This window comes from Tropicimonas marinistellae, from assembly GCF_001509585.1.
Taxonomy (GTDB): domain Bacteria; phylum Pseudomonadota; class Alphaproteobacteria; order Rhodobacterales; family Rhodobacteraceae; genus Tropicimonas; species Tropicimonas marinistellae.
The window spans coordinates 95,934-116,179 of the sequence record NZ_LNCI01000003.1 but is presented as its reverse complement, the minus strand read 5'-3'; the positions used below and the strand labels follow the sequence as shown (position 1 = coordinate 116,179).

The window sequence follows — 20,246 nt, the reverse complement described above, 5'->3', positions numbered from 1 at the left end:
CGCCGCCGCGAAACGAGAATTCGGCGCGGTTCGATGGATCGTCGCTGGGAGCCCGCAATCTGTGCCCCCCCAAATTTCCTAGGTCTTCGAGGCTGGGCAATCCCGCTTCAGTCGTTGCGAAAGCGCAGCAGACGCACGACGCCGGTCGCGATTTGCACGGCATAGATACGATACGCTCCACTGGCCGGATCGACGCTGTCGCCGTCGGCGCGTGCTTCGAGAAGAAGCCATCCGCCGCTAAAAACCCGGGGAGTCAGGGGTGGTCCGTGCTCGTTGCCATAATCGAACAGGTCGGTCAGACCGGGAAAGGCCGTGGTGGGCACGAACGCCGAAGACCGGCTTCCGTCCAATCCGAATATCTTGATCTCGCCGGGCCGGGAGAACGCACCGGTTGCAATCAGCGCGCGACTGTCTGGATCGTAGAGCAACCCTGCCGAATCGTACTCGTCCAGGCTCGTCACGACATCCCATTCACCGCTCTGAACATCGACGGAATAGAGGTAGCCTTCCGCGCCGTATGTGGTGCCGTAGATCATCTGCGAGCCGGGGTCGTACACTCCCACGGACGGCAGCAGAATGTCGGGGACATGGGGTGACACCGGAAACCACCGCGTGCCAGCCGGCTCCGTCAGGGTGAACCCACGCTCTTCGAAATCGACCGTGAAGTCACGCCCACCGGCGTTTTCATTCCAGTTTCGAATAGCCGGCGGAAGGTCGTCGGTGTCACCCAAGTGTTGCGAAAGGTAGTCGCGCGCGAGTCCGACCGTCGTCACGTCGACGCGATCGACCCGCACCGGATCTTCGTGAACCTTGTGCGCACTCTGGAGGCTGTGGATGCGCTCCGTTCCCAGCGTGTCCGCCAGTGCATCAAGCATGCGCCGGAAATCGCGCCCCCAAGGGTTGAATACGAGTGGCAGACCGGGCGTATGAACGCCAACCATCGGGATTCCAGACAGAGTAACCTCGCTGTCGTCCGGGCCAGGACCGCTCCGGACGATTTCGCTGACGATGGTCCCGGCCGTTGCCTCGATCTGCCAGTGCAATTCGCCACCATCCAGCAGCACCAGCCCAACGTCGTGCCCCGGACGGTCCACCAATACCCGCGCCACGGGCAATGCGTAGAAATCTTCCGTCTGATACCCGTTGCCGACCGCAACGACATGAATTTCGCGCTCGGCCACAACCGGATGCGCGACACCCAGGACCAGGAGTAGGATCAAACTTCGACGCAAATCGACCATCGGTGCCCACATACGGAAGGCGCGCCGGAACGCTGAAGGACTGGCATCGCCGGGTTCCGGGCGGAGTCTACCGCCACGGCACAGGCAGGTCGAGACAGGTGAGCTGCCACCACCCGGTTTCGACAAAGGCCGTTCTGTTTTGATTGGGCTTTTCTCCGGTCGGCCGATCATCCGATCATCCGACGTCGGAAAGCGGATACCCGGGCGCAAAACGCGCGGAGGGACAACCTCAACTCTCGGCCTTCATCTGCCAGCGTCCGCTTTCCTCCGACCAATACTGCGCCGACGCCCCGGCGCCAGTAAGCGCCTTCCACTGGCCGCGGGCATGCTGGACCGCAGCCTGATCGTGCCCGTCGAACAGGATGCAGACCCGCTCCAGCGCCTCCACCTCCGTCTCGGAAACCGCCGCGCCGTCGATCGCCATCAGGCAACCCGCGCCGTTCGGGCTCGACTCAGCCGTCGTCAGCAGCACCGGCTGATCCGCATCATGCGGCCCGCCTGCCAGCCCGTGCGGCAGGAAGCCTTCCTCCGGTCCGAGCCAGAGTTTCTGGTCGAGCCATTGCAGACGCCCCTCGTCCGTTCCACGCACCACCACGCGCCAGCCGCGCTGGAGCGATTTCTCCAGCAACATCGGCAGCGTGGCCTCCAGAGGATGTCGGGTCAGGTGGTAGAAGAGCGCCTGCCCCATGGGCTCATCCGGCCTCGTAGCGGTCGCGGATCAGCCGGTCGAGCGCCAGCACGCCCCAGCCCGACGCGCCCTTCGGCCCCAGAGCCGGTGCCGATGCCGGCTGCGCGACACCCGCGATGTCGAGGTGAATCCACGGCGTCCCGTCCTTCACGAAGCGCCGCAGGAACTCGGCGGCGGTGATCGAGCCACCCCAACGGGTGCCCACGTTCTTCACATCCGCCTTTTCGGATTTCAGCAGCTTGGCGTAGCTCTCGCCCAACGGCATCCGCCAGGCCCCCTCGCCTTCTGCGGCCGCCGCCTTGAGGAAGGCGTTGCAGATCCCGTCGTCATTGGAGAAAACACCGGCATTCTCATGTCCCAGCGACACGATGATTGCACCGGTCAGCGTCGCCAGGTCGATCATCCCCGCCGGCTTGAACCGCTCCTGCGCGTACCACATCACGTCGCCCAGAACGAGCCGCCCCTCGGCATCCGTGTTGATCACCTCCACCGTGTCCCCCTTCATCGAGGTCACGATGTCTCCCGGCCGCTGCGCCCGCCCGTCCGGCATGTTCTCTACCAGCCCAACGAGGCCCACGACATTGGCCTTTGCCTTGCGGGCCGCCACCGCACGCATGACGCCGGCCACCACGCCCGCGCCGCCCATGTCCATGGTCATGTCCTCCATGCCGGCCGCGGGCTTGATCGAGATCCCGCCGGTGTCGAAGACCACGCCCTTGCCCACAAGTGCCAGCGGCGGCTCCTCTCCGCCGCCATTCCACTGCAAAACAGCGACCTTGGACGGGCTTTCCGAGCCCTGGCCGACGCCCAGAAGCATGGTCATGCCCAGCTCGCGCAGCGCGTCCTCCTCCAGCACCTCGACCTCAAGGCCGAGCTCCCGCAATCCTTCCAGTTGCTCGGCAAATTCCGACGTGGTCAGCAAATTCGCCGGCAGGTTCACCAGGTCGCGGGTGAAACAGACACCATCGGCCAGCGCCCGGGCATCCGCCATGGCCGTGCCCAGCGTCTCTGGGTCGTTTACCATCATCCCCATTACACCAGCCGAGGCGCTATTCGGCTCGCCGGACTTGCAAGTCTCGAAGCGGTAGGCGCCCAGGCTCATCCCCAGCGCAATCTGCTCCGCACCCTTGCGCCCGCCCGCCAGCGCAAGCACCTCGGCCTTGCCGCGCGTCTTGCCCACGGCCGCACCCGCGCGGCGCAGGGCGCCTGCATCGGCATTCCGGTCCAGCACGACGATCTGGATCGCCTCCGCCGCCATGCCGCCCGGCCAGGCAAGCTCCGTCGCATCGCCCGGTTTCATCCCGGCGAAGGCCTCGCTCTCCACGAAACGCGCCACCGCGCCACGGCTCAGACGGTTCACGCGACGCACCGGCACATCCAGCTTTCCGTCGCTCGGCACGAAAACGGCGATACGGCCGGCGAATTCCTTCAGCGCATCGAGGTCTGTGGCGCGGATATCGACAATGGGGGCTTGGGTCATGCAAAGGTCTCCAGGAGCATTTGCCTCCTACCTAGCCGCCCCGGCCGCCGGACGCCAGCGGTCCGGCCTCATCGTCACATTCCCCAACGAAGTCCCCACCGGCGGTTCCACCAACTGGGTCCGCGCGGTACGCTGCTCTCAAGAGGAACGCCGCGCGATCGCCACCCGGCCATCGCGGCGCAGACGGGAGATCCCTGGGAGGGGCCATGCCGGAAAAGACGAAACCCTGCAGGGAGTTCACCCCGGCGGAAATCGGTGCGCTGGCGCATCTCTACCGTGGCGAGGTCTATCGCAGCACGATCTGGCGCACCCGGCTCGACACGACGACGAACTGGTCCGTGGTCTCGCTCGGCGCCGCCTTCTCGCTCAGTTTTTCCAGCCCAGAGGCAACCGCCCTGCCGATCCTGCTGGTCGGCGTTCTGATCTGGATCCTGATGGTGCTGGAATCGCGACGCTACCGCTATTTCAACGTGTGGCGGGCGCGGGCGCGCTACATGGAGGTGCATTTCTACGCCCCCATGCTGCACGACGGCGACCTGCATATGGAAGACAACTGGCAAAAGGTTCTGGCAGAGGATTACTGGCGCCCCGACTATCATGTGAGCCTTCTGACGGCGATGGGTCGGCGGATCCGCCGCAACTACCTCTGGATTCTCTCGGTGCAGATGATCGCCTATGTCGGCAAGCTCACCATTCATCCGGTACCGGCCACGTCGGTGAGCGCGGTGATCGACCGCGCCGACACTGGCCCGTTGCCCGGAGAACTGGTGATCGGTATCGGCGTGATCTACCTGTCCGCTTTCGTCATCATTGCCCAGGTCACCGGCCGCCGCGACGCCAGCCGTTCGGCCAAACGCGGCCGTGGCCGCTCCCTCGGCTGATCGAAAAGGCGAGGCAGCCGCACCTGCGGGCGGTACGCACGCGCCGCTCTTCTTGTTCCGTACGCAAACCGCGACAGTCCAATACGGACGACGCGCCAGTGTCGGCGCCGGAAAAAGCGTCGACAAGGCACCTGCCACGGTCAAGTAATGGGAGCCATGGACAAACTTTCGGTCATGAATGCCTATTGCCGCATCGTCGAACGCGGCAGCTTCGCGCGGGCTGCGGAGGATCTCGGCGTCTCGGCGGCTCTGCTCAGCCGCGAGGTCAAGCTGCTGGAGGAAAGCCTCGGTTGCACGCTGCTCACCCGCACCACGCGCGCCATGTCGCTGACCGACGCCGGGCGGCTCTACTACGAGGAAGCCCTCGGGATCCTCGATGCGGTCGGCCAAGTGGAAGAGCATATCCGCGAAGGGTCGGGACGTATCCGCGGCCATCTGAAGGTCAACGCCTCCAGCTCCTTCGGGCAGATGGTCATCGCACCGATCCTGCCCGCCTTTCTGGAAGCTTATCCTGACCTCAAGTTCACGCTGTCGATGGACGATCGCGTGGTGGACATGGTCGAAGGTGGCTTCGATGTTTCGATACGGATCCGCCCCGCGATGCCGGATTCCTCGCTGGTGGCGCGGCGGATCGGCACCATGCGCCAGAGGATCTTCGCCGCACCAGACTATCTGCAACACGCCGGCACGCCGCAGAAACCAGAGGATCTGTCCGCGCATCGCATCGTCGGCTTCCTGCTGGCCGATCACCTGACCGGGTGGTCTCTTGACGGGCCGGACGGAACAACCAGTCATCAACTCGACCCACCCATCAGGGTGGGCAACAGTCTCGTCCTGCGTGATCTCCTGATCGCGGGACAAGGGATTGGCACATTGCCGGATTTCGTTTCGGACGGTCCGGAGGCAAGGGGCGAGCTTGTCCGCGTTCTTCCCGGATACGAATTGCCTGCGCCGGAAATCTTCGCCGTCACGGCTTCCCGTCTCGGCATGGATGCTAAGGTCTCGGCCTTCCTGGAACATCTGCGGGTGGCGCTTCGACAGCCACATTCCTAACGACGCGTAAAGAATGATTTGCGCACGCGCCGGTTATTCAGACCGGCCGGTTCGACGATTTTCCCGGTATCGCAACCCGAACCGGAGAAACCTCCATGCCCCGCATTCTCGTTCTCTACTATTCCAGCTACGGCCATGTCCGCGCGCTCGCGCACGCCGAGGCGGAAGGCGCGCGCAGCGTACCAGGCGCCATCGTCGATCTCCGCCGCGTCCCCGAGACCGTGCCCGAGCCGGTACGGCAGAACGCCGGCTACGTCGCGGACGACACGCCCGAAGCGGCCCCGGCGGACCTTGCCGCCTATGACGCCATCATTTTCGGCACGCCCACCCGCTTCGGCATGATGGCCGGGCAGATGAAGCAGTTCCTCGACCAGGCCGGTGGGCTCTGGGCGAAAAACGCACTCGTGGGCAAGGTCGCTGCCGTCTTCGCCTCCACCGGGTCGCAGCATGGCGGACACGAGGCAACCCTGCTCTCCACCCAGATTCCTCTGCAGCATTTCGGCATGCTGATCGCCGGTCTGCCCTATACCTTTGGCGGCCAGACCACGCGTGACGGCATCGTCGGTGGCGCACCCTACGGCGCTGGCACCATCGCGGGCGCCGATGGCGCGCTCCAGCCAACCGAGACGGATCTTGCCGGCGCGCGCTTCCAGGGCGCGCATGTGGCCCGGCTTGCCGCCCGCCTCGCGGCGGCGGAACCGGCGCGGGAGGTCGCGTGATGACCCGGCCCCTGACCGTCGACTTCTTCCATGATGTCGTCTGCTGCTGGTGTTTCAACATCTCCTCGCGGCTGCGGACACTGGCTGCGGAAGTCGATCTCGACATCCGCCACCGTACCTTTGTCCTGCAGGCCAGCCCGGCGGAGATGGCCGAACGCTGGGGCAGTGCGGCGGAGGCGCGCACAACGATCCTCGGGCATTGGTCGGCCTGCCGAGAGGTCAGCGACCGGCCGGAGCTGGTCGACATCGCGGCAATGGCCCGCGCGCCGTTCGACTATCCGCACGGCATGACCGCCGCGCGCGCCTGCAAGGCCGCCGAGCGCATCGGCGGCCAGGCGGCGCATTGGGACATGTTCGACCGCCTCCAGCACGCCCATCTCGCCCTGGCGCGCAACGTCGCGGACCCGCAGGTGCTCGCCGAAGCGGCGCGCGACATCGGGCTTGAGCCTGGCGCCTATGCCCGCGCCTTCGCCGACCCCGCCACCGCCCGCGCGGTGGAAGCGGACCGCCAACACGCCCGCCGCCTGCAGGTGCGCGCCATCCCCGCGCTGGTCGTGCGGGAAACCGGCACGCGCCTCGTAAACGGCCCCGTCCATGACCTGCGCGCACAGCTTCGCTCTGCTGCACGCCTGCTTCCGCAAATGTGAAAGGCCCCCCGATGCTCTCCAGGTTGTTCCGCCCGTCCGAACCCCGTCATCGCCGTCGCGTGCAGCGCATACCACGCGACCTCTCTCCGCATCAGATGCGCGACATCGGCCTCGCCCCATGGCCCGAACGGGCGCCCGCATTCCCGCGCCACCTCTGGTGAGCCCCCGAACAGACACGAACAGGACACCACCATATGACCCGCCCAACCGACATTCTCCTCACCGCGCTTGCCCCCGCGATCTGGGGAAGCACCTACCTTGTCACCACCGAAGCCCTGCCGGCCGGCTATCCCGTCTCGCTTGCCGTTCTGCGCGCGCTCCCGGCGGGGCTGCTCCTGCTCGCCCTCACCCGCTGCCTGCCGCCACGGGCATGGCTGGGCCGCGTCTTCGTGCTCGGCGCGCTGAACTTCGCCCTCTTCTGGACGCTGCTCTTCGTTGCCGCCTACCGGCTGCCCGGCGGCGTCGCGGCGACCCTCGGCGCACTTCAGGCGCTGATGGTCATCGGGCTGGCGCGCGGCGTGCTTGGAACGCCGGTCCGCGCGCTGGCGGTTCTGGCAGCCCTCGCCGGTGTTTCCGGCGTCGCCCTGCTGCTTCTCGGCCCCGATACCGCCCTCGATCCCATCGGCGTCGCCGCGGGGCTCGGCGGGGCGGCATCGATGGCAGCCGGCACCGTGTTCAGCCGCAAGTGGCAACCGCCGGTACCGGCGCTGAGCTTCACCGCCTGGCAACTGACCGCCGGAGGGCTCCTGCTCCTGCCGTTCGCGCTCCTGCTCGAGCCGCCACTGCCGCCGCTCACCGCAACCAATCTCGCCGGTCTCGCCTGGCTCGGGCTCATTGGTGCGGCGCTGACCTACTGGCTGTGGTTCCGGGGCGTCGCCCGGATCGAGCCCGGGGCCGTCTCGATGCTCGGCATGATGAGCCCGGTCACCGCCGTCGCCCTCGGCTGGCTCTGGCTGGACCAGGCGCTGAGCCCGATGCAGGCGGTCGGTGCCGTGATCGTACTGGGGTCGGTCTGGGTCGGGCAGGTCGCCAACCGACCGCGCCCCGCCCGCTCAACAGAAAACAGGAAAAGTCTTCAGATCAATGGATTACACCATGCCGCGGTCCCGATACGGGCAATGCTCCGCCACCGCCTTGCGGATCATGAGTGAGCCGCGAACCCCGATTGCGCCACGTCAATTGGCCGATGGTGCGTGAAGCGGGTCGCCGCACGCGCCAGAACCGCGCCGCCGCCGCCGGATTTTCGCCGCTCTCAACGCTCCCGGCATCAGAAAAAAGCCGGCCGCCAGCCCCGTCAAATTCGCGAACCTCTCTTTAATCGCCCCGGTCCATCCGCTACATGGGAACATACTTAAAAGAACAGAGGCTAGGACCAGATGACCAGGAAGAGTCAGGAAGCAGATGTCGCCTTCATCGAAGCGCTGGCGGAACTGCTGCGGGCCAACGAACTTACCGAGTTGGAGGTCAAGCGCGAATACGGCGAGGGGGACAGCCTGAACGTGCGGGTCTCCCGGCAGTTGGCCGCGGCCGCGCCGGTTGCCGCAGCGCCCGCGCCAGTGGCCGCCGCTCCGGCCCCCGTCCCTGCGACGCCCGTCGAAGCGGCACCCGCACCGATCGAGGATCCGGCGCAATTGCCCGGCGCGGTGACATCGCCCATGGTCGGCACCATCTACATGGCGCCGGAGCCCGGCGCAGCCGCGTTCGTGCAAGTCGGCGATCAGGTCTCCGAAGGTCAGACGATCCTCATCGTCGAAGCCATGAAGACGATGAACCAGATCCCCGCGCCACGTGCCGGCACGGTGAAACGCATCCTCGTTGAAAACGGCGCACCCGTGGAATTCGGCGCCCCCCTGATGATCATCGAATGATGTTCGAGAAGATCCTGATTGCCAATCGCGGCGAGATCGCCCTGCGCGTGATCCGCGCCTGCCGCGAAATGGGCATCCGTTCCGTCGCAGTCCATTCCACCGCCGACAGCGACGCCATGCACGTGCGCCTTGCCGACGAAAGCGTCTGCATCGGCCCGCCCCCGTCCGCACAGAGCTACCTGTCGTTCCCCTCGATCATTTCGGCCTGCGAGATCACCGGCGCGGAGGCGATCCACCCGGGCTACGGGTTCCTGTCCGAAAACGCGGCCTTCGTGCAGATCGTCGAGGATCACGACCTGACCTTCATCGGTCCCACCGCCGAGCACATTCGCATCATGGGCGACAAGATCACCGCCAAGGAAACGATGCGGAACCTCGGCGTGCCCTGCGTGCCGGGCTCCGACGGCGGCGTGCCGGATTACGAGACCGCCGTGAAGGTCTGCGAGGAGATCGGGTACCCCGTCATCATCAAGGCAACCGCCGGCGGCGGCGGGCGCGGCATGAAGCTCGCCAAGTCGCCGCAAGAGCTTGAAACGGCCTTCCGCACTGCGCGGGCAGAGGGCAAGGCCGCCTTCGGAAATGACGAGGTCTATATCGAGAAGTATCTCGGCAAGCCGCGTCATATCGAAATTCAGGTCTTCGGCGACGGCAAGGGCAATGCCGTGCATCTGGGCGAGCGCGACTGCTCGCTTCAGCGGCGCCACCAGAAGGTCCTGGAAGAAGCGCCCGGTCCGATTATCGACGACGCGACCCGCGCGCGGATCGGCAAGATCTGTGCCGATGCCGTGGCCCGGATCAACTACATCGGCGCCGGGACAATCGAATTCCTCTACGAGGACGGCGAATTCTATTTCATCGAGATGAACACGCGCCTGCAGGTGGAACATCCCGTCACCGAAGCCATCTTCGGCGTCGACCTCGTGCGGGAGCAGATTCGCGTCGCCCAGGGCCTGCCGCTGTCCTTCGCCCAGGAAGATCTCGACGTGAACGGCCACGCGATCGAAGTTCGGATCAACGCAGAAAAACTGCCGAACTTCACCCCCTGTCCCGGATCCGTCGGCATGTACCACGCGCCGGGCGGCCTCGGCGTGCGGATGGATTCAGCGCTCTACGGGGGCTATTCCATTCCGCCGCACTACGACAGCCTGATCGGCAAGCTGATCGTCCACGGGCGCGACCGTACCGAGGCGCTCTCGCGGCTGGGCCGGGCGTTGAACGAGATCGTGATCGAGGGCATCGACACCACCTTGCCGCTCTTCGACGCGCTGCTGTCCGAACCGGACATCCTGGAAGGGAAGTACGACATCCACTGGCTCGAAAAGTGGCTCGCCGCTCAGGCGGCGTGACGGGTCTTCGGACACAGATGACAGGGCGCGGGCCGGGCAGATGGAGCTGACGCCCGAGTCGCTCCTGCGCGCCTACGCCGCCGGCGTATTTCCCATGGCCGAGAGTCGCGAGACCACCGAGGTCTACTGGGTCGAGCCAAAGATGCGCGGCATCATACCGCTGGAGCGGTTCCGCATCTCCCGCTCCCTGCGCCGCCGCATTCGCAGCGGCGTGTTTTCCGTTTCCGCCGACCGCGACTTCGCCGGCGTCCTCACCGGCTGCGCCGACAGGCCGGAGACCTGGATCAACCAGACGATCTTCGACCTGTACCTCCAGCTACATTACATGGGCTTCGGGCATTCGCTGGAGGTTTGGGAGGGCAACGACCTCGTCGGCGGGGTTTACGGTGTCACGCTCGGCGGCGCGTTCTTCGGCGAAAGCATGTTTTCCCGCCGCACCGACGCCTCCAAGGTGGCGCTGGCCTACCTGGTGGATCGCCTCCGCCAAGGCGGGTTCCTGTTGTTCGATACGCAGTTCATTACGCCACACCTGGCCAGCCTCGGAGCTCTGGAAATACCCCAGTCCGCGTACCGCGCGCGTCTGTCGGAGGCGTTGCACGTTCAGGCGGATTTCAACGCACCGGGCGCGCTTCCCGCGCCTCACTCGTTGTTGCAGCGAAGCAGCCAGACGTCGTAGCGCGGGTGATCGAGGCCGTTCAACGCCGGTGAAGAGGCAATCATCCAGCCGGAGAAGGCAGGCCCTTCCATCGAATCGTCGCGGATCTCGAGCCAGCCGAACGCGTCCGAGTTTGGGTTCTGCGCCGGGTAGCGGCATTCGCCCATGGTGATCTTCAGCCGCCCGTAGAGCTGTGTCTGGCCACGACCGATCCGGATGTCGACGGTATCGCCGGATATCTTGTCCAACAGCCGCAGAACGCCGCCATTGGCGGAACTCGTGGCCTGCTGGGCCATCGCGGCAGGCGCTACCGCGAGCAACAGCAGGACGAGCCAGCGCATTAGCCGTCCTCTGAGGCCGAGGAAACGAACTTCGCCAGCAGCCCAAGCAGGCTCAGGGCGCCTTGCGTATCCTCGATCTCCGCGCCCGGTTCGAGGTTGAACGGAGAGCCGCCCGGCACCAGTTCCACGAAATTGCCGCCCAGCAGCCCCTCCGACGAAATCGCGATGGAGCTGTCTTCGGGCACTTCGAGATCCCCGGTCAGGTTGAGCGTCACATCGGCACGAAACGTCTGCCGGTTGAGGTCCAGCCCGGTCACCGTTCCGACCTTCACGCCTGCCAGGCGCACGTCGCTGCCGACCGAGATTCCCTCCACGGAGCGGAAGCTCGCCGTCAGGTCGTATCCATCGCCGGTCGCGGTCGAGGCGCCTCCGCCCTGCGCGGCATAGACGAAGAACCCGATCGCGACAGCCAGCGTCGCGGCGCCGGCAATGACCTCTCCGGGGCTTTCAGACATAGGTTCCTCCGCGCACCGCTGACCGTCTCAGTCCATGCGGGCATCCATTGCCGGTTACGCTCATTCCGGCGACCAGGCCTCGTAGTCGCGGCGCTCCACCGGTTCGGCGCGACGCAGCGAACCGTCAGGTTTGTAGGACAGTTCCGGCGACCAGGTCACATTCTCCTGATGCGGCTTTTCCCAGGGCTTGCGCGGCAGCGGCTTGTCGCTTGGCGGTTCGTCGTAGATCCGGTGCAACCAGCCGTGCCACTCCGGCGGCACGCGGCTCGCTTCGATCTCGCCATCGTAGATCACCCAGCGTTTGCTGTCGTCGCTGTTGCGGTAATAGACATTGCCTTCGGCATCCTCGCCCACCTTCTCGCCGTGGCGCGACGTGAACAGCTGTGTGCCATAGGTCTGCCCGTCCCACCAGGTAACCGCGCGCAGAATCGAATTGAGGATGCCCATTGCGTGCCTCCAAACCTCTTGCTCCCCCGTCATGGCGCAGCCGCCCGGCGAGGTCCAGACCCAAATGGACGCGGTCTGGACCATGAGATGCCGCCCGACCGAAGGATTGCAGCGATCCCCACAAGATTCTCGCCGGTCTCAGGCCCAGCGCCCCTGCCCGGCTCGACACACTCACCGCCCCGGACGCGTTCCGTGACCAATCCGGCGCCCGCGCCGGCGGATGTCGCGATGCACCTCCTCGCGCGTTAGCCATTCGGCAGTGCGGCCGTCACCTCGATCTCGATCTTCATCTCCGGTTCTTGAAGGCCGGCAACGATCATGGTGGCCGCCGGTCGCGCCGTCCCGAACGCGGCCCGCGTGGCAGGCCAACACCCCGGCCAGTCGGCCTTGTCGGGCAGGATGTAGCGAACCCGAACCACGTCGTCGAGGCTGGCGCCAACCTCCGCCAGTGCCGTGCCGATCGTGGCGAGCGCATTGGCGCATTGCTCTTCGACCGTCGCAGGCATGGTCATGGTGGAATAGTCGTAACCGGTGGTCCCGGCGACGAAGACCCAGCCGTTGCAGACCACGGCGCGGGAGTAGCCGATCTGCGACTCGAAGGGGGAACCGGAGGAGATATGTGTGCGGGTCATCGGGGATCTCTAAGCCTGTGTGCGGTCTGAAATCATGGAACGGCCGGCTGTGCGCAAATCAGTCTCATGGTGCCCTCAGGGAAGCGTGATCGCCAGCGTCGCACTGATGGTGAAGAACGACAGGAGCGTCATGACGAACATCGCCAGCGCGGCGTTCTGTTCCTCGCCGAAGCGCTGAGCCAGGATGGGATAGATCGCCATTACCGGCGTGGAAGCCATGATGATCGCCGCCGCGGAGAGCTGCACGTCCCCGACGCCGAACCCGATCGCCGACAGCACGGCGAGCGCCAGACCAACCGCCAGCGGGTGCAACAGGAGTTTTCCGACCACCACCGACAGGATCGAGGCATTGAGGCTGCGCAGGGGCAAAGACGCGAGCGTGCCACCGATCACGGCGAGAGACAGCGCGGCACTGGCGGATGCCAGGATATCAACCGGCCGCTCGATCACCATCGGCAGGCGGATGCCGGAGACCGACACCGAGACGCCGAGCGCCAGGGAGATCACGATGGGGTTGCGCACCAGCCGCCATGCGATCTGCGCCGCCAGACGAGCGCGGCCCCGCCCGGCGCCATGCGCACGTTCCGCCATCGCGAGGACAAGCGGAATCATGACGAGGTTATCGACGATCATGTTCATCGCGAGGGCCGCTGACGCGACCTCGGGCAGGGCCATCAGCAACACCGGGTAACCGACGAAGCCGCTGTTGGCACAGGACATGCCCATCGCCCGAAACGTGCTGGCCTGCGATGTTTCGCCCGCCACTCTCCGCGACCAGAGGTAGCCAAACACGAAGACGGCAAGCGATCCGATGAGAACGCTCCCGAGGTAGCCGCCATTTGCGAGTTCCGCAATCGGACGGGAAGAAACCGCGCGGAAGATCAGCGCCGGCAGCGCGAGATTGACGACGAACTTCCCCAGCGTGCCCATTTCCGCGGACGAAAAGACGCCGAACCGGACCGACAGGTACCCTGCCCCGATGACAACGAAAATCACGCTCGTGATGGACAGGATGTCAAGCATGTCCCGTACCGGCGCTGGCGTGGATCACATGTGCGCCAAAATACAGGCGAAGCGCGCGAACTTTGGCGCGCGCCACGCAGCGGGACGTCACTCTCAACGCTTCCCCGGCCTCAGCTAGCCGACGCGCTGTCCTTGTTTTCGGCATAGACCAGCATCGGCTGCGCCTCGGAGGTCACGGCCTCCTCGTTGACGACCACCTCTTCGACGCCTTCCAGCCCCGGCAGGTCGAACATCGTGTCGAGCAGGATGTCCTCCATGATCGACCGCAGGCCACGGGCCCCGGTCTTGCGCTCGATGGCGCGGCGGGCAATGGCGCGGAGCGCATCGTCGGTGAAGGCCAGTTCGGTGTCTTCCAGCTCGAAAAGCCGCTGGTATTGCTTGACGATGGCGTTCTTCGGCTGGGTGAGGATCGTCACAAGTGCGTCCTCGTCCAGGTTCTCCAGCGTCGCGATCACCGGCAGGCGGCCGACGAATTCCGGGATCAGGCCGAATTTCAGAAGGTCTTCCGGTTCAAGCTGCTGGAACAGCTCGCCCACGTCCTGATTGCCCTCGTCCTTCACATCGGCGCCGAAACCGATGGCCGAGCCCTTGCCACGCTGGGCGATGATCTTGTCGAGCCCCGCAAAGGCGCCACCGCAGATGAAGAGAATGTTCGTCGTGTCCACCTGCAGGAACTCCTGCTGCGGATGCTTGCGCCCGCCCTGCGGCGGCACGGAGGCGACGGTGCCTTCCATGATCTTCAGCAGTGCCTGCTGCACGCCCTCGCCCGAGACGTCACGGGTGATCGAGGGGTTGTCGGACTTGCGGGTGATCTTGTCGACCTCGTCGATGTAGACGATGCCGCGCTGCGCCCGCTCGACGTTGTATTCGCTGGCCTGCAGAAGCTTGAGGATGATGTTTTCCACATCCTCACCCACGTAACCGGCCTCGGTCAGCGTGGTCGCGTCGGCCATGGTGAACGGTACGTCGAGAATGCGCGCCAGAGTCTGCGCGAGATAGGTCTTGCCGCAGCCCGTGGGGCCGATCAGCAGGATATTCGACTTCTGCAACTCGATATCGGCGGATTTCCCGGCGTGGTTGAGGCGCTTGTAGTGGTTGTGCACGGCCACCGACAAAACCCGCTTCGCACGCCCCTGGCCGATCACGTAATCGTCCAGAACCTCGCAGATTTCCGCCGGCGTGGGCACGCCATCGGATGCCTTGAGCCCGGAGGACTTGGTCTCCTCGCGGATGATGTCCATGCAAAGCTCGACGCATTCATCGCAGATGAACACTGTCGGGCCTGCGATCAGCTTGCGCACCTCGTGCTGACTCTTGCCGCAGAAGGAGCAGTAGAGCGTGTTCTTGCTGTCGCCACCAGATGAGTTCGCCATGCCAATCCTCTAGGGCCTGTCGCCCGTTGTCCCAACCGCCCCTGCGGTCCCTCTTGGGTAAAGTTCCACTTTCCTCGTCCCGCAAAGACTATGGCACGCCCAACCGGTGCACAATGCCCAAATGTGGGCGGGCGGCACGGCGCCACTGGCCGGCCACACCGCCCAACCGGCGCGACTCAGCCCTCCGCCGTCTCTTCCGGCGTCTTCCGGCTCTCGACGATCTCGTCGATCAGGCCCCATTCCTTCGCCTCCTCGGGCGACATGAAATTGTCGCGCTCCAGCGCCGCCTCGACCTTCTTCAGCGTCTGCCCGGTATGCTTCACATAGATCTGGTTAAGGCGGTCTTTCAGCTTCTGGGTTTCCTGGGCGTGGATCATGATATCCGTCGCCTGGCCCTGGTAGCCGCCCGAGGGCTGGTGCACCATGATCCGGCTGTTGGGCAGCGAGAAACGCATGCCCGCTTCACCTGCGGTCAGCAGCAGCGAGCCCATGGACGCCGCCTGCCCCACGACGAGCGTCGACACCTTGGGCTTGATGTATTGCATCGTGTCATAGATCGACAGGCCCGAGGTCACGACACCGCCGGGGCTGTTGATATACATCGAGATTTCCTTGGACGGGTTCTCGGCCTCCAGATGCAGGAGCTGCGCGACGATGAGCTGGCTCATGCCGTCGTGCACCGGGCCATTCACGAAGATGATGCGCTCTTTCAGCAGGCGCGAGAAGATGTCGTAGGCCCGTTCGCCGCGGCTGGTCTGTTCGACGACCATCGGGACGAGGTTCATGTAGGTCTCGGTGGGATCTTTCATGGGAATCTGCCTCGGTGGGGGGCGGTCGCTCGCGCAAACGCCGCTGCGGTTTTCTCCCAGAGTCTTAGTATCGGCCAAGGGGGGCTGCAAGGGCAGGTCCGAACCATGGTTTCCCGCAGGAGTCCCGATGCCCATTTGACTCGCACGCCAAACGGGACTTACCCTACGGAACCCGGATCACGTTCCAGATCGCTCGATCGGACCGGCCGGTGCCGTCCCGGTTTCCACACGTTCCCGACACCGCACGGAGCTTCCAGTTCCAGACACACGGAGTGCAAAATGCCCGAGACCCTGCCAAATGTCCGCAAGTCCATCCGCGTCCCGATCTCCGCATCCGAAGCCTTTGATCGGTTCACGCGCGATATGCCGGAATGGTGGCCGCTGCGATCGCATTCCATGTCGGCCTCCGAAGGCAAGCAACCGCGCGGCGTCACGCTGCAGCCGCATACCGGCGGACGGATTCGCGAGATCCGGCATGATGGCGATGTCGCGGAATGGGCGACCATCACAATCTGGGAGCCGGGACGGCGGCTGGCCCTGGACTGGTACGTCGGCCGGCGCCGCGCGGAAGCGACACAGATCGACGTGTCCTTCTCCGATACCGGTGACGGCGGAAGTCGCGTCGACCTCACGCACCGCGGCTTCGAACGCCTGGGGGTCGCCGGCGAAGCCGCCGCGTCGAATTACGACGAAGGGTGGGACTTCGTGCTCGGAGAAGCCTTTCTTCTGGCATGCGACACGCGCTGAGCCGCGAGATTTCTGCTACGATCATCGCGACGAAGACATGTCGGCACGGATTTCGTGCGGGAGGTAGCAGGGAGATGGCATGCAAGTACTTCATCTGAGCGAAGACGAGGCAGGGATCTCGTATTTCACCGATCGGGCCATCGCGATGTCCGCGAGCGACTTCGCGCCGCCCGCACCGCCAATGCCGGTATCGGAGGCCGAACCGGCGAGCGCGCTGCTCTATCTCGTTCTGCCAGCCGGCTGGCGCGGGCAGCAGCACCCGTCTCCCAAGCGCCAGGTCGCTTTCTGCCTGGCCGGGCGCATGCGCGTGGAGGCGGGCAGCGGCGAGGTCCGGGAGATCGGCCCGGGCGGCATCTGGCAGATGGAAGACATCTCGGGAACGGGCCATGTGTCCTCGGTGATCGGAAGCGAAAACGTGGAACTGGCAATCGTCCAGCTGTAGCGTCGCGGCGGCCCGCTCCGCATCGGTGGCCGGCCGGGACAGGTCCGGTAGATCTCCCGCCCGTCGTCGCTGCATCACAGATGCACCTCCTCCCGTTGGGCCGGGCCGCGCGCATGCGCGCGGCTGCGCCCGAAGGGCGCCCCGCCCAAACGGCTTCCGACCCCGCAAGGGGGAGGATGCCGGCGGGAGCCCTCCCGTCCGGAGCTGCGTTCGGCGGCGCCTGCCGGGAAAACCCGCACTTGGCCGCCTTGCCATGCCCGGACCTCTCACATACCTGTGAGCACAGGAGGTGCGGTCATGTCCCTGCAAGCCGATCCCTCGCCGCGACCGACCTACCAGACCGAGGCCCTGACCAAGACCTACGGGGAGGGGGAAGCGGCCGTGCATGCCCTGCGCGGGGTCGATCTCGTTGTCCCGGGCGGGGAACTGATCGTCCTGCTCGGCGCCTCCGGGTCGGGCAAATCCACCCTGCTCAATATCCTCGGCGGGCTCGACCGTGCCAGCACCGGCCGCGCCCGGTTCCGCGACGCCGACCTCACCGACATGACCGACAGCGAGCTGACCCGCTACAGGCGCGATCACGTCGGTTTCGTCTTCCAGTTCTACAATCTGATGCCCTCGCTCACCGCCGAGGAAAATGTCGAGCTCGTCACCGAGATCGCCCGCAACCCGATGGACCCGGCCGAGGCCCTGCACCTCGTCGGCCTCGGCGAACGGCGGCACCATTTCCCGGCCCAGATGTCCGGCGGCGAACAACAGCGGGTCGCCATTGCCCGCGCCGTCGCCAAGCAACCCGACGTGCTGTTCTGCGACGAACCCACCGGTGCGCTCGACAGCACCACCGGCCGCGCCGTTCTCAGGGTGCTGAACGACGTGAACCGGACGCTCGGCACCACCGTCCTCATGGTCACCCACGCGGCGGCGACGGCGGCGATGGCACACCGGGTCATTCACTTCGCCGATGGCGCGATACGCTCGGTCGAACGGAATGACACGCGGCTCTCGCCCGAGGAAATCGCATGGTAGGCGTCCTCTCCCCGCTCGACCGCAAGCTCCTGCGCGACCTGTGGCGCATCAAGGGCCAGGCAATCGCGATTGCGGCGGTGATCGCCCTCGGCGTGCTCATGCTGGTGATGATGACCGGTCTCGTGAACACGCTGGAAGAGACCAAGCAGGCCTATTACGACCGCTACCGCCTCGCCGAGGTCTTCGCGCCGGTGGAACGTGCGCCGGACCGTTTCCTGGAACGTCTTGCGGAGATCCCGGGCGTGGCAGCCGTCGAAGGGCGGGTAAACGGCTCCGCCCTGATCGACATCGCGGGCGAGGTCGTCCCGGTCCGGGCCCAGGCCGTCTCCCTGCCCGACCACGGGCCGGCGCGGCTCAACGACATCTACCTCGCCGAGGGGCGGCTGCCCGCCCCCGAACGCGGCGAGGAAATCCTGCTGCTGAAGGGCTTCGCCAACGCCCGCGGGCTCGGCCCGGGCGACCGGTTGTCGGCGACGATGAACGGCGCGCGGCACACGTTCCGCGTCACCGGCCTCGCGCAAAGCCCGGAGTTCCTCTATACAACGGCGCCCGGCGAAATCGTGCCCGACGACGCCCGCTTCGCGGTCATCTGGATGAGCCGGTCGTCGCTGGAAGCTGCCTACGACCTGCAGGGTGCCTTCAACGAGGCGCTGATCGGCCTCGAACGCGGCGCGGATGTCCACACGGTTCTGGATGCGGTCGACCGCGTGCTCGACCCGCAGGGCGGGCTCGGCGCCTATGCACTCAAGGACCTTCCGTCCAACTTCTTCATCACCGAGGAAATCGAGGGCGGCCGGAAGAACGCCGTCGCGGTGCCGCCGATCTTCCTCGGAGTCTCCGCCTTCCTGCTCTATATCGTCGTCAACCGCATCGTGCAGGCCGAACGCGAGGAAATCGGCCTGCTCAAGGCCTTCGGCTACAGCGACTGGGAGGTCTCCGCACACTACCTGAAACTGATGCTGAGCATCGCCGTGGTCGGGGCCATCTCCGGCTCGCTCGGCGGCATCGCCGCCGGGCGCGCGATGGCGGGGGTCTACCAGGACTATTACAAGTTTCCGTTTCTCGTCTTTCAGCTCGATCCCAAGAGTTTCGTCATTGGCTTCGTCACCTCCGTGCTGGCGGCCTGCGCGGGCGGTTTCGGCGTTCTGCGCGGGGTGTTCCGGCTGGCGCCCGCCGTGGCAATGCGCCCCCCCGCCCCCGCCGATTACAGCGCCACCGGCCGGCTCGGCCGCCTCTGGACCCGGATGCTCGACCAGCCGGGGCGGATGGTGCTGCGCCGGTTGCAACGGCAACCGGGCCGGATGGCCGGCGGCGCTGTCGGCATCGCCACCGGCATGGCACTGTCGGTGGGCATGATCGGCGTGCAGGCGGGCTTCTCCGAGTCCATCGACCTGGGCTTCACGGTGCTGGACCGCTCCGACGCCCAGGTCTCGTTCACCCATGCGATGTCCGACAAGGTCGCCTACGAGCTCGGCCGCCTGCCCGGCATCCAGGAGGTGGAGCCGGTGCGCAACGTCTCCGTCGAACTGCGCCATAACCGCTACACCCACCGCGGCGCGATCAACGGCATGATCGCCGCCCCGCGGCTGAGCCGCGCCGTGGACGACAAGCAACGCCCGCTGACCCTGCCGCCGGAGGGCATCGTCCTGTCGACGACGCTGGCGCGGGTGCTGCACGCCCAGCCCGGCGATGTGGTGACCGCGGAGGTCCACGAAGGCCGGCGGCCGGAGCTCCGCATCCCGGTGGTGGCTGTCGCCGACAGCCTGCTGGGCGCCCCTGCCTATATGAACCTCGATGCGCTGAACGCTGCGCTCAAGGAGCCGGGCCGCATCTCCGGCGCCTTCCTGAGGATTGACAGCGCCGTGCAGGACGACGTTCTCACGGCGGTCAAGAACATGCCGGGCGTCGCCGGTGTGGCGCTGAAATCCGACGTGCGCAACTCGATCCAGTCGATGATGGACAGCGGCATGGGCGCGATGCGCTTCATCATGCTGGGGATCGCGGGCATCGTCACCTTCGGCATCGTCTACAATTCCGCCCGCATCGCCTTTGCCGAACGCGTGCACGATCTGGCGAGCCTGCGCGTGATCGGCTTTTCGCGCGGAGAAGCGGCATTCGTTCTGCTCGGCGAGCTGGGGCTCGTGACGCTGGCCGCCCTGCCACTGGGCGCGGCCATGGGATACGGCATGGCCGCCGCGGTCTCGGCGGCCTTCTCCACCGAGGTCTATTCGATCCCGCTGATGTTCGATGCCCGGTCGGTCGGCTCGGCGGCGCTGGCGGTGCTGGCCAGCGCCGCCTTTTCCGGCTGGCTGGTGAAACGGGATCTCGACCGCGTGGAGCTTGTGACCGCGCTGAAGACGAGGGAGTGAGGGA

22 protein-coding genes are annotated in these 20,246 nt (G+C 66.0%); 12 read left to right on the top strand and 10 right to left on the bottom strand.

Annotation, left to right across the window (positions count from 1 at the left end; translation table 11 throughout):
• Positions 1-107: 107 nt before the first annotated feature.
• The 3 genes from ARC39_RS06755 to ARC39_RS06745 form a co-directional block, all read right to left on the bottom strand.
• Complete coding sequence (locus tag ARC39_RS06755) at positions 108-1,220, bottom strand: hypothetical protein (RefSeq protein ID WP_236545142.1); 1,113 nt, start codon at positions 1,218-1,220, stop codon at positions 108-110.
• 250 nt (positions 1,221-1,470) lie between these two features.
• Positions 1,471-1,929, bottom strand: coding sequence for a DNA polymerase III subunit chi (locus ARC39_RS06750; RefSeq protein WP_068112021.1), 459 nt, complete (start codon positions 1,927-1,929; stop codon positions 1,471-1,473).
• 4 nt (positions 1,930-1,933) lie between these two features.
• Complete coding sequence (locus tag ARC39_RS06745) at positions 1,934-3,409, bottom strand: leucyl aminopeptidase (RefSeq protein WP_068112018.1); 1,476 nt, start codon at positions 3,407-3,409, stop codon at positions 1,934-1,936.
• Positions 3,410-3,615: 206 nt separating this feature from the next.
• Here ARC39_RS06745 and ARC39_RS06740 point away from each other — a divergent pair, with 206 nt between their 5' ends.
• The 8 genes from ARC39_RS06740 to aat all read left to right on the top strand — a co-directional run bounded on the left by ARC39_RS06740 (position 3,616) and on the right by aat (position 10,599).
• Positions 3,616-4,290 (top strand): DUF2270 domain-containing protein, encoded by a 675-nt coding sequence (locus ARC39_RS06740; protein ID WP_068112013.1) that lies wholly within the window; start codon positions 3,616-3,618, stop codon positions 4,288-4,290.
• Between the two features lie 156 nt (positions 4,291-4,446).
• Positions 4,447-5,343: a LysR family transcriptional regulator gene (locus ARC39_RS06735; protein ID WP_068113182.1), complete on the top strand. Its 897-nt coding sequence runs from the start codon at positions 4,447-4,449 to the stop codon at positions 5,341-5,343.
• Between the two features lie 95 nt (positions 5,344-5,438).
• Entirely contained in the window at positions 5,439-6,062 is a 624-nt protein-coding gene (wrbA, locus tag ARC39_RS06730; protein ID WP_068112010.1) for an NAD(P)H:quinone oxidoreductase, read from the top strand.
• Positions 6,062-6,709: a DsbA family oxidoreductase gene (locus ARC39_RS06725; protein WP_068112008.1), complete on the top strand. Its 648-nt coding sequence runs from the start codon at positions 6,062-6,064 to the stop codon at positions 6,707-6,709. Before wrbA ends, ARC39_RS06725 begins: the two co-directional genes overlap by 1 nt.
• Positions 6,710-6,903: 194 nt before the next feature.
• Entirely contained in the window at positions 6,904-7,860 is a 957-nt protein-coding gene (locus ARC39_RS06720) for an EamA family transporter (protein ID WP_078059120.1), read from the top strand.
• A 225-nt stretch (positions 7,861-8,085) separates the two neighbouring features.
• Positions 8,086-8,577, top strand: a complete 492-nt coding sequence (gene accB, locus ARC39_RS06715; RefSeq protein ID WP_068112005.1) for an acetyl-CoA carboxylase biotin carboxyl carrier protein — start codon at positions 8,086-8,088, stop codon at positions 8,575-8,577.
• On the top strand, positions 8,577-9,923 hold the full coding sequence (accC, locus tag ARC39_RS06710) for an acetyl-CoA carboxylase biotin carboxylase subunit (protein ID WP_068113178.1): 1,347 nt from the start codon (positions 8,577-8,579) through the stop codon (positions 9,921-9,923). Before accB ends, accC begins: the two co-directional genes overlap by 1 nt.
• A 40-nt stretch (positions 9,924-9,963) precedes the next feature.
• Positions 9,964-10,599, top strand: a complete 636-nt coding sequence (gene aat, locus ARC39_RS06705) for a leucyl/phenylalanyl-tRNA--protein transferase (protein ID WP_068112001.1) — start codon at positions 9,964-9,966, stop codon at positions 10,597-10,599.
• Here aat and ARC39_RS06700 read toward each other — a convergent pair.
• From ARC39_RS06700 to ARC39_RS06670, 7 genes are all read right to left on the bottom strand, one after another.
• Positions 10,563-10,919, bottom strand: a complete 357-nt coding sequence (locus ARC39_RS06700) for a DUF2155 domain-containing protein (RefSeq protein WP_068111999.1) — start codon at positions 10,917-10,919, stop codon at positions 10,563-10,565. The two genes, aat and ARC39_RS06700, sit on opposite strands and share 37 nt — an antisense overlap.
• Entirely contained in the window at positions 10,919-11,374 is a 456-nt protein-coding gene (mlaD, locus tag ARC39_RS06695; RefSeq protein ID WP_068111996.1) for an outer membrane lipid asymmetry maintenance protein MlaD, read from the bottom strand. The genes ARC39_RS06700 and mlaD overlap by 1 nt, the downstream gene beginning before the upstream one ends.
• 60 nt (positions 11,375-11,434) lie before the next feature.
• Entirely contained in the window at positions 11,435-11,821 is a 387-nt protein-coding gene (locus ARC39_RS06690) for an NADH:ubiquinone oxidoreductase subunit NDUFA12 (RefSeq protein ID WP_068111994.1), read from the bottom strand.
• A 245-nt stretch (positions 11,822-12,066) separates the two neighbouring features.
• Positions 12,067-12,453, bottom strand: a complete 387-nt coding sequence (locus tag ARC39_RS06685) for a RidA family protein (RefSeq protein ID WP_068111991.1) — start codon at positions 12,451-12,453, stop codon at positions 12,067-12,069.
• A 75-nt stretch (positions 12,454-12,528) separates the two neighbouring features.
• Positions 12,529-13,476 carry an AEC family transporter gene (locus ARC39_RS06680; RefSeq protein ID WP_068111987.1) on the bottom strand — a complete coding sequence of 316 codons (948 nt, stop codon included), beginning with the start codon at positions 13,474-13,476 and terminating at the stop codon, positions 12,529-12,531.
• A 110-nt stretch (positions 13,477-13,586) separates the two neighbouring features.
• The gene (gene clpX, locus ARC39_RS06675) at positions 13,587-14,849 is read right to left on the bottom strand and encodes an ATP-dependent Clp protease ATP-binding subunit ClpX (protein WP_068111985.1); all 1,263 of its coding nucleotides are present in this window, start codon (positions 14,847-14,849) and stop codon (positions 13,587-13,589) included.
• Between the two features lie 176 nt (positions 14,850-15,025).
• Positions 15,026-15,658 carry an ATP-dependent Clp protease proteolytic subunit gene (locus ARC39_RS06670; RefSeq protein ID WP_068111982.1) on the bottom strand — a complete coding sequence of 211 codons (633 nt, stop codon included), beginning with the start codon at positions 15,656-15,658 and terminating at the stop codon, positions 15,026-15,028.
• Positions 15,659-15,937: 279 nt separating this feature from the next.
• On the opposite strand from ARC39_RS06670, the gene ARC39_RS06665 reads away from it, so the two are divergent.
• The 4 genes from ARC39_RS06665 (at position 15,938) to ARC39_RS06650 (ending at position 20,242) form a co-directional block, all read left to right on the top strand.
• Positions 15,938-16,405, top strand: a complete 468-nt coding sequence (locus tag ARC39_RS06665) for an SRPBCC family protein (protein WP_068111980.1) — start codon at positions 15,938-15,940, stop codon at positions 16,403-16,405.
• 79 nt (positions 16,406-16,484) lie between these two features.
• The gene (locus tag ARC39_RS06660; RefSeq protein ID WP_068111977.1) at positions 16,485-16,847 is read left to right on the top strand and encodes a cupin domain-containing protein; all 363 of its coding nucleotides are present in this window, start codon (positions 16,485-16,487) and stop codon (positions 16,845-16,847) included.
• Between the two features lie 297 nt (positions 16,848-17,144).
• Positions 17,145-17,873 carry an ABC transporter ATP-binding protein gene (locus ARC39_RS06655; RefSeq protein ID WP_068111975.1) on the top strand — a complete coding sequence of 243 codons (729 nt, stop codon included), beginning with the start codon at positions 17,145-17,147 and terminating at the stop codon, positions 17,871-17,873.
• Between the two features lie 77 nt (positions 17,874-17,950).
• Positions 17,951-20,242, top strand: coding sequence for an ABC transporter permease (locus ARC39_RS06650; protein ID WP_236545141.1), 2,292 nt, complete (start codon positions 17,951-17,953; stop codon positions 20,240-20,242).
• Positions 20,243-20,246: the final 4 nt, after the last annotated feature.

Excerpts from the sequence above, each read along its gene's own strand:
- ARC39_RS06750 (WP_068112021.1), bottom strand. The coding sequence starts at position 1,929 with ATGGGGCAGGCGCTCTTCTACCACCTGACCCGACATCCTCTGGAGGCC.
- ARC39_RS06745 (WP_068112018.1), bottom strand. The coding sequence starts at position 3,409 with ATGACCCAAGCCCCCATTGTCGATATCCGCGCCACAGACCTCGATGCG.
- ARC39_RS06740 (WP_068112013.1), top strand. The coding sequence starts at position 3,616 with ATGCCGGAAAAGACGAAACCCTGCAGGGAGTTCACCCCGGCGGAAATC.
- ARC39_RS06735 (WP_068113182.1), top strand. The coding sequence starts at position 4,447 with ATGGACAAACTTTCGGTCATGAATGCCTATTGCCGCATCGTCGAACGC.
- wrbA (WP_068112010.1), top strand. The coding sequence starts at position 5,439 with ATGCCCCGCATTCTCGTTCTCTACTATTCCAGCTACGGCCATGTCCGC.
- ARC39_RS06725 (WP_068112008.1), top strand. The coding sequence starts at position 6,062 with ATGACCCGGCCCCTGACCGTCGACTTCTTCCATGATGTCGTCTGCTGC.
- ARC39_RS06720 (WP_078059120.1), top strand. The coding sequence starts at position 6,904 with ATGACCCGCCCAACCGACATTCTCCTCACCGCGCTTGCCCCCGCGATC.
- accB (WP_068112005.1), top strand. The coding sequence starts at position 8,086 with ATGACCAGGAAGAGTCAGGAAGCAGATGTCGCCTTCATCGAAGCGCTG.
- accC (WP_068113178.1), top strand. The coding sequence starts at position 8,577 with ATGTTCGAGAAGATCCTGATTGCCAATCGCGGCGAGATCGCCCTGCGC.
- aat (WP_068112001.1), top strand. The coding sequence starts at position 9,964 with ATGGAGCTGACGCCCGAGTCGCTCCTGCGCGCCTACGCCGCCGGCGTA.
- ARC39_RS06700 (WP_068111999.1), bottom strand. The coding sequence starts at position 10,919 with ATGCGCTGGCTCGTCCTGCTGTTGCTCGCGGTAGCGCCTGCCGCGATG.
- mlaD (WP_068111996.1), bottom strand. The coding sequence starts at position 11,374 with ATGTCTGAAAGCCCCGGAGAGGTCATTGCCGGCGCCGCGACGCTGGCT.
- ARC39_RS06690 (WP_068111994.1), bottom strand. The coding sequence starts at position 11,821 with ATGGGCATCCTCAATTCGATTCTGCGCGCGGTTACCTGGTGGGACGGG.
- ARC39_RS06685 (WP_068111991.1), bottom strand. The coding sequence starts at position 12,453 with ATGACCCGCACACATATCTCCTCCGGTTCCCCCTTCGAGTCGCAGATC.
- ARC39_RS06680 (WP_068111987.1), bottom strand. The coding sequence starts at position 13,476 with ATGCTTGACATCCTGTCCATCACGAGCGTGATTTTCGTTGTCATCGGG.
- clpX (WP_068111985.1), bottom strand. The coding sequence starts at position 14,849 with ATGGCGAACTCATCTGGTGGCGACAGCAAGAACACGCTCTACTGCTCC.
- ARC39_RS06670 (WP_068111982.1), bottom strand. The coding sequence starts at position 15,658 with ATGAAAGATCCCACCGAGACCTACATGAACCTCGTCCCGATGGTCGTC.
- ARC39_RS06665 (WP_068111980.1), top strand. The coding sequence starts at position 15,938 with ATGCCCGAGACCCTGCCAAATGTCCGCAAGTCCATCCGCGTCCCGATC.
- ARC39_RS06660 (WP_068111977.1), top strand. The coding sequence starts at position 16,485 with ATGCAAGTACTTCATCTGAGCGAAGACGAGGCAGGGATCTCGTATTTC.
- ARC39_RS06655 (WP_068111975.1), top strand. The coding sequence starts at position 17,145 with ATGTCCCTGCAAGCCGATCCCTCGCCGCGACCGACCTACCAGACCGAG.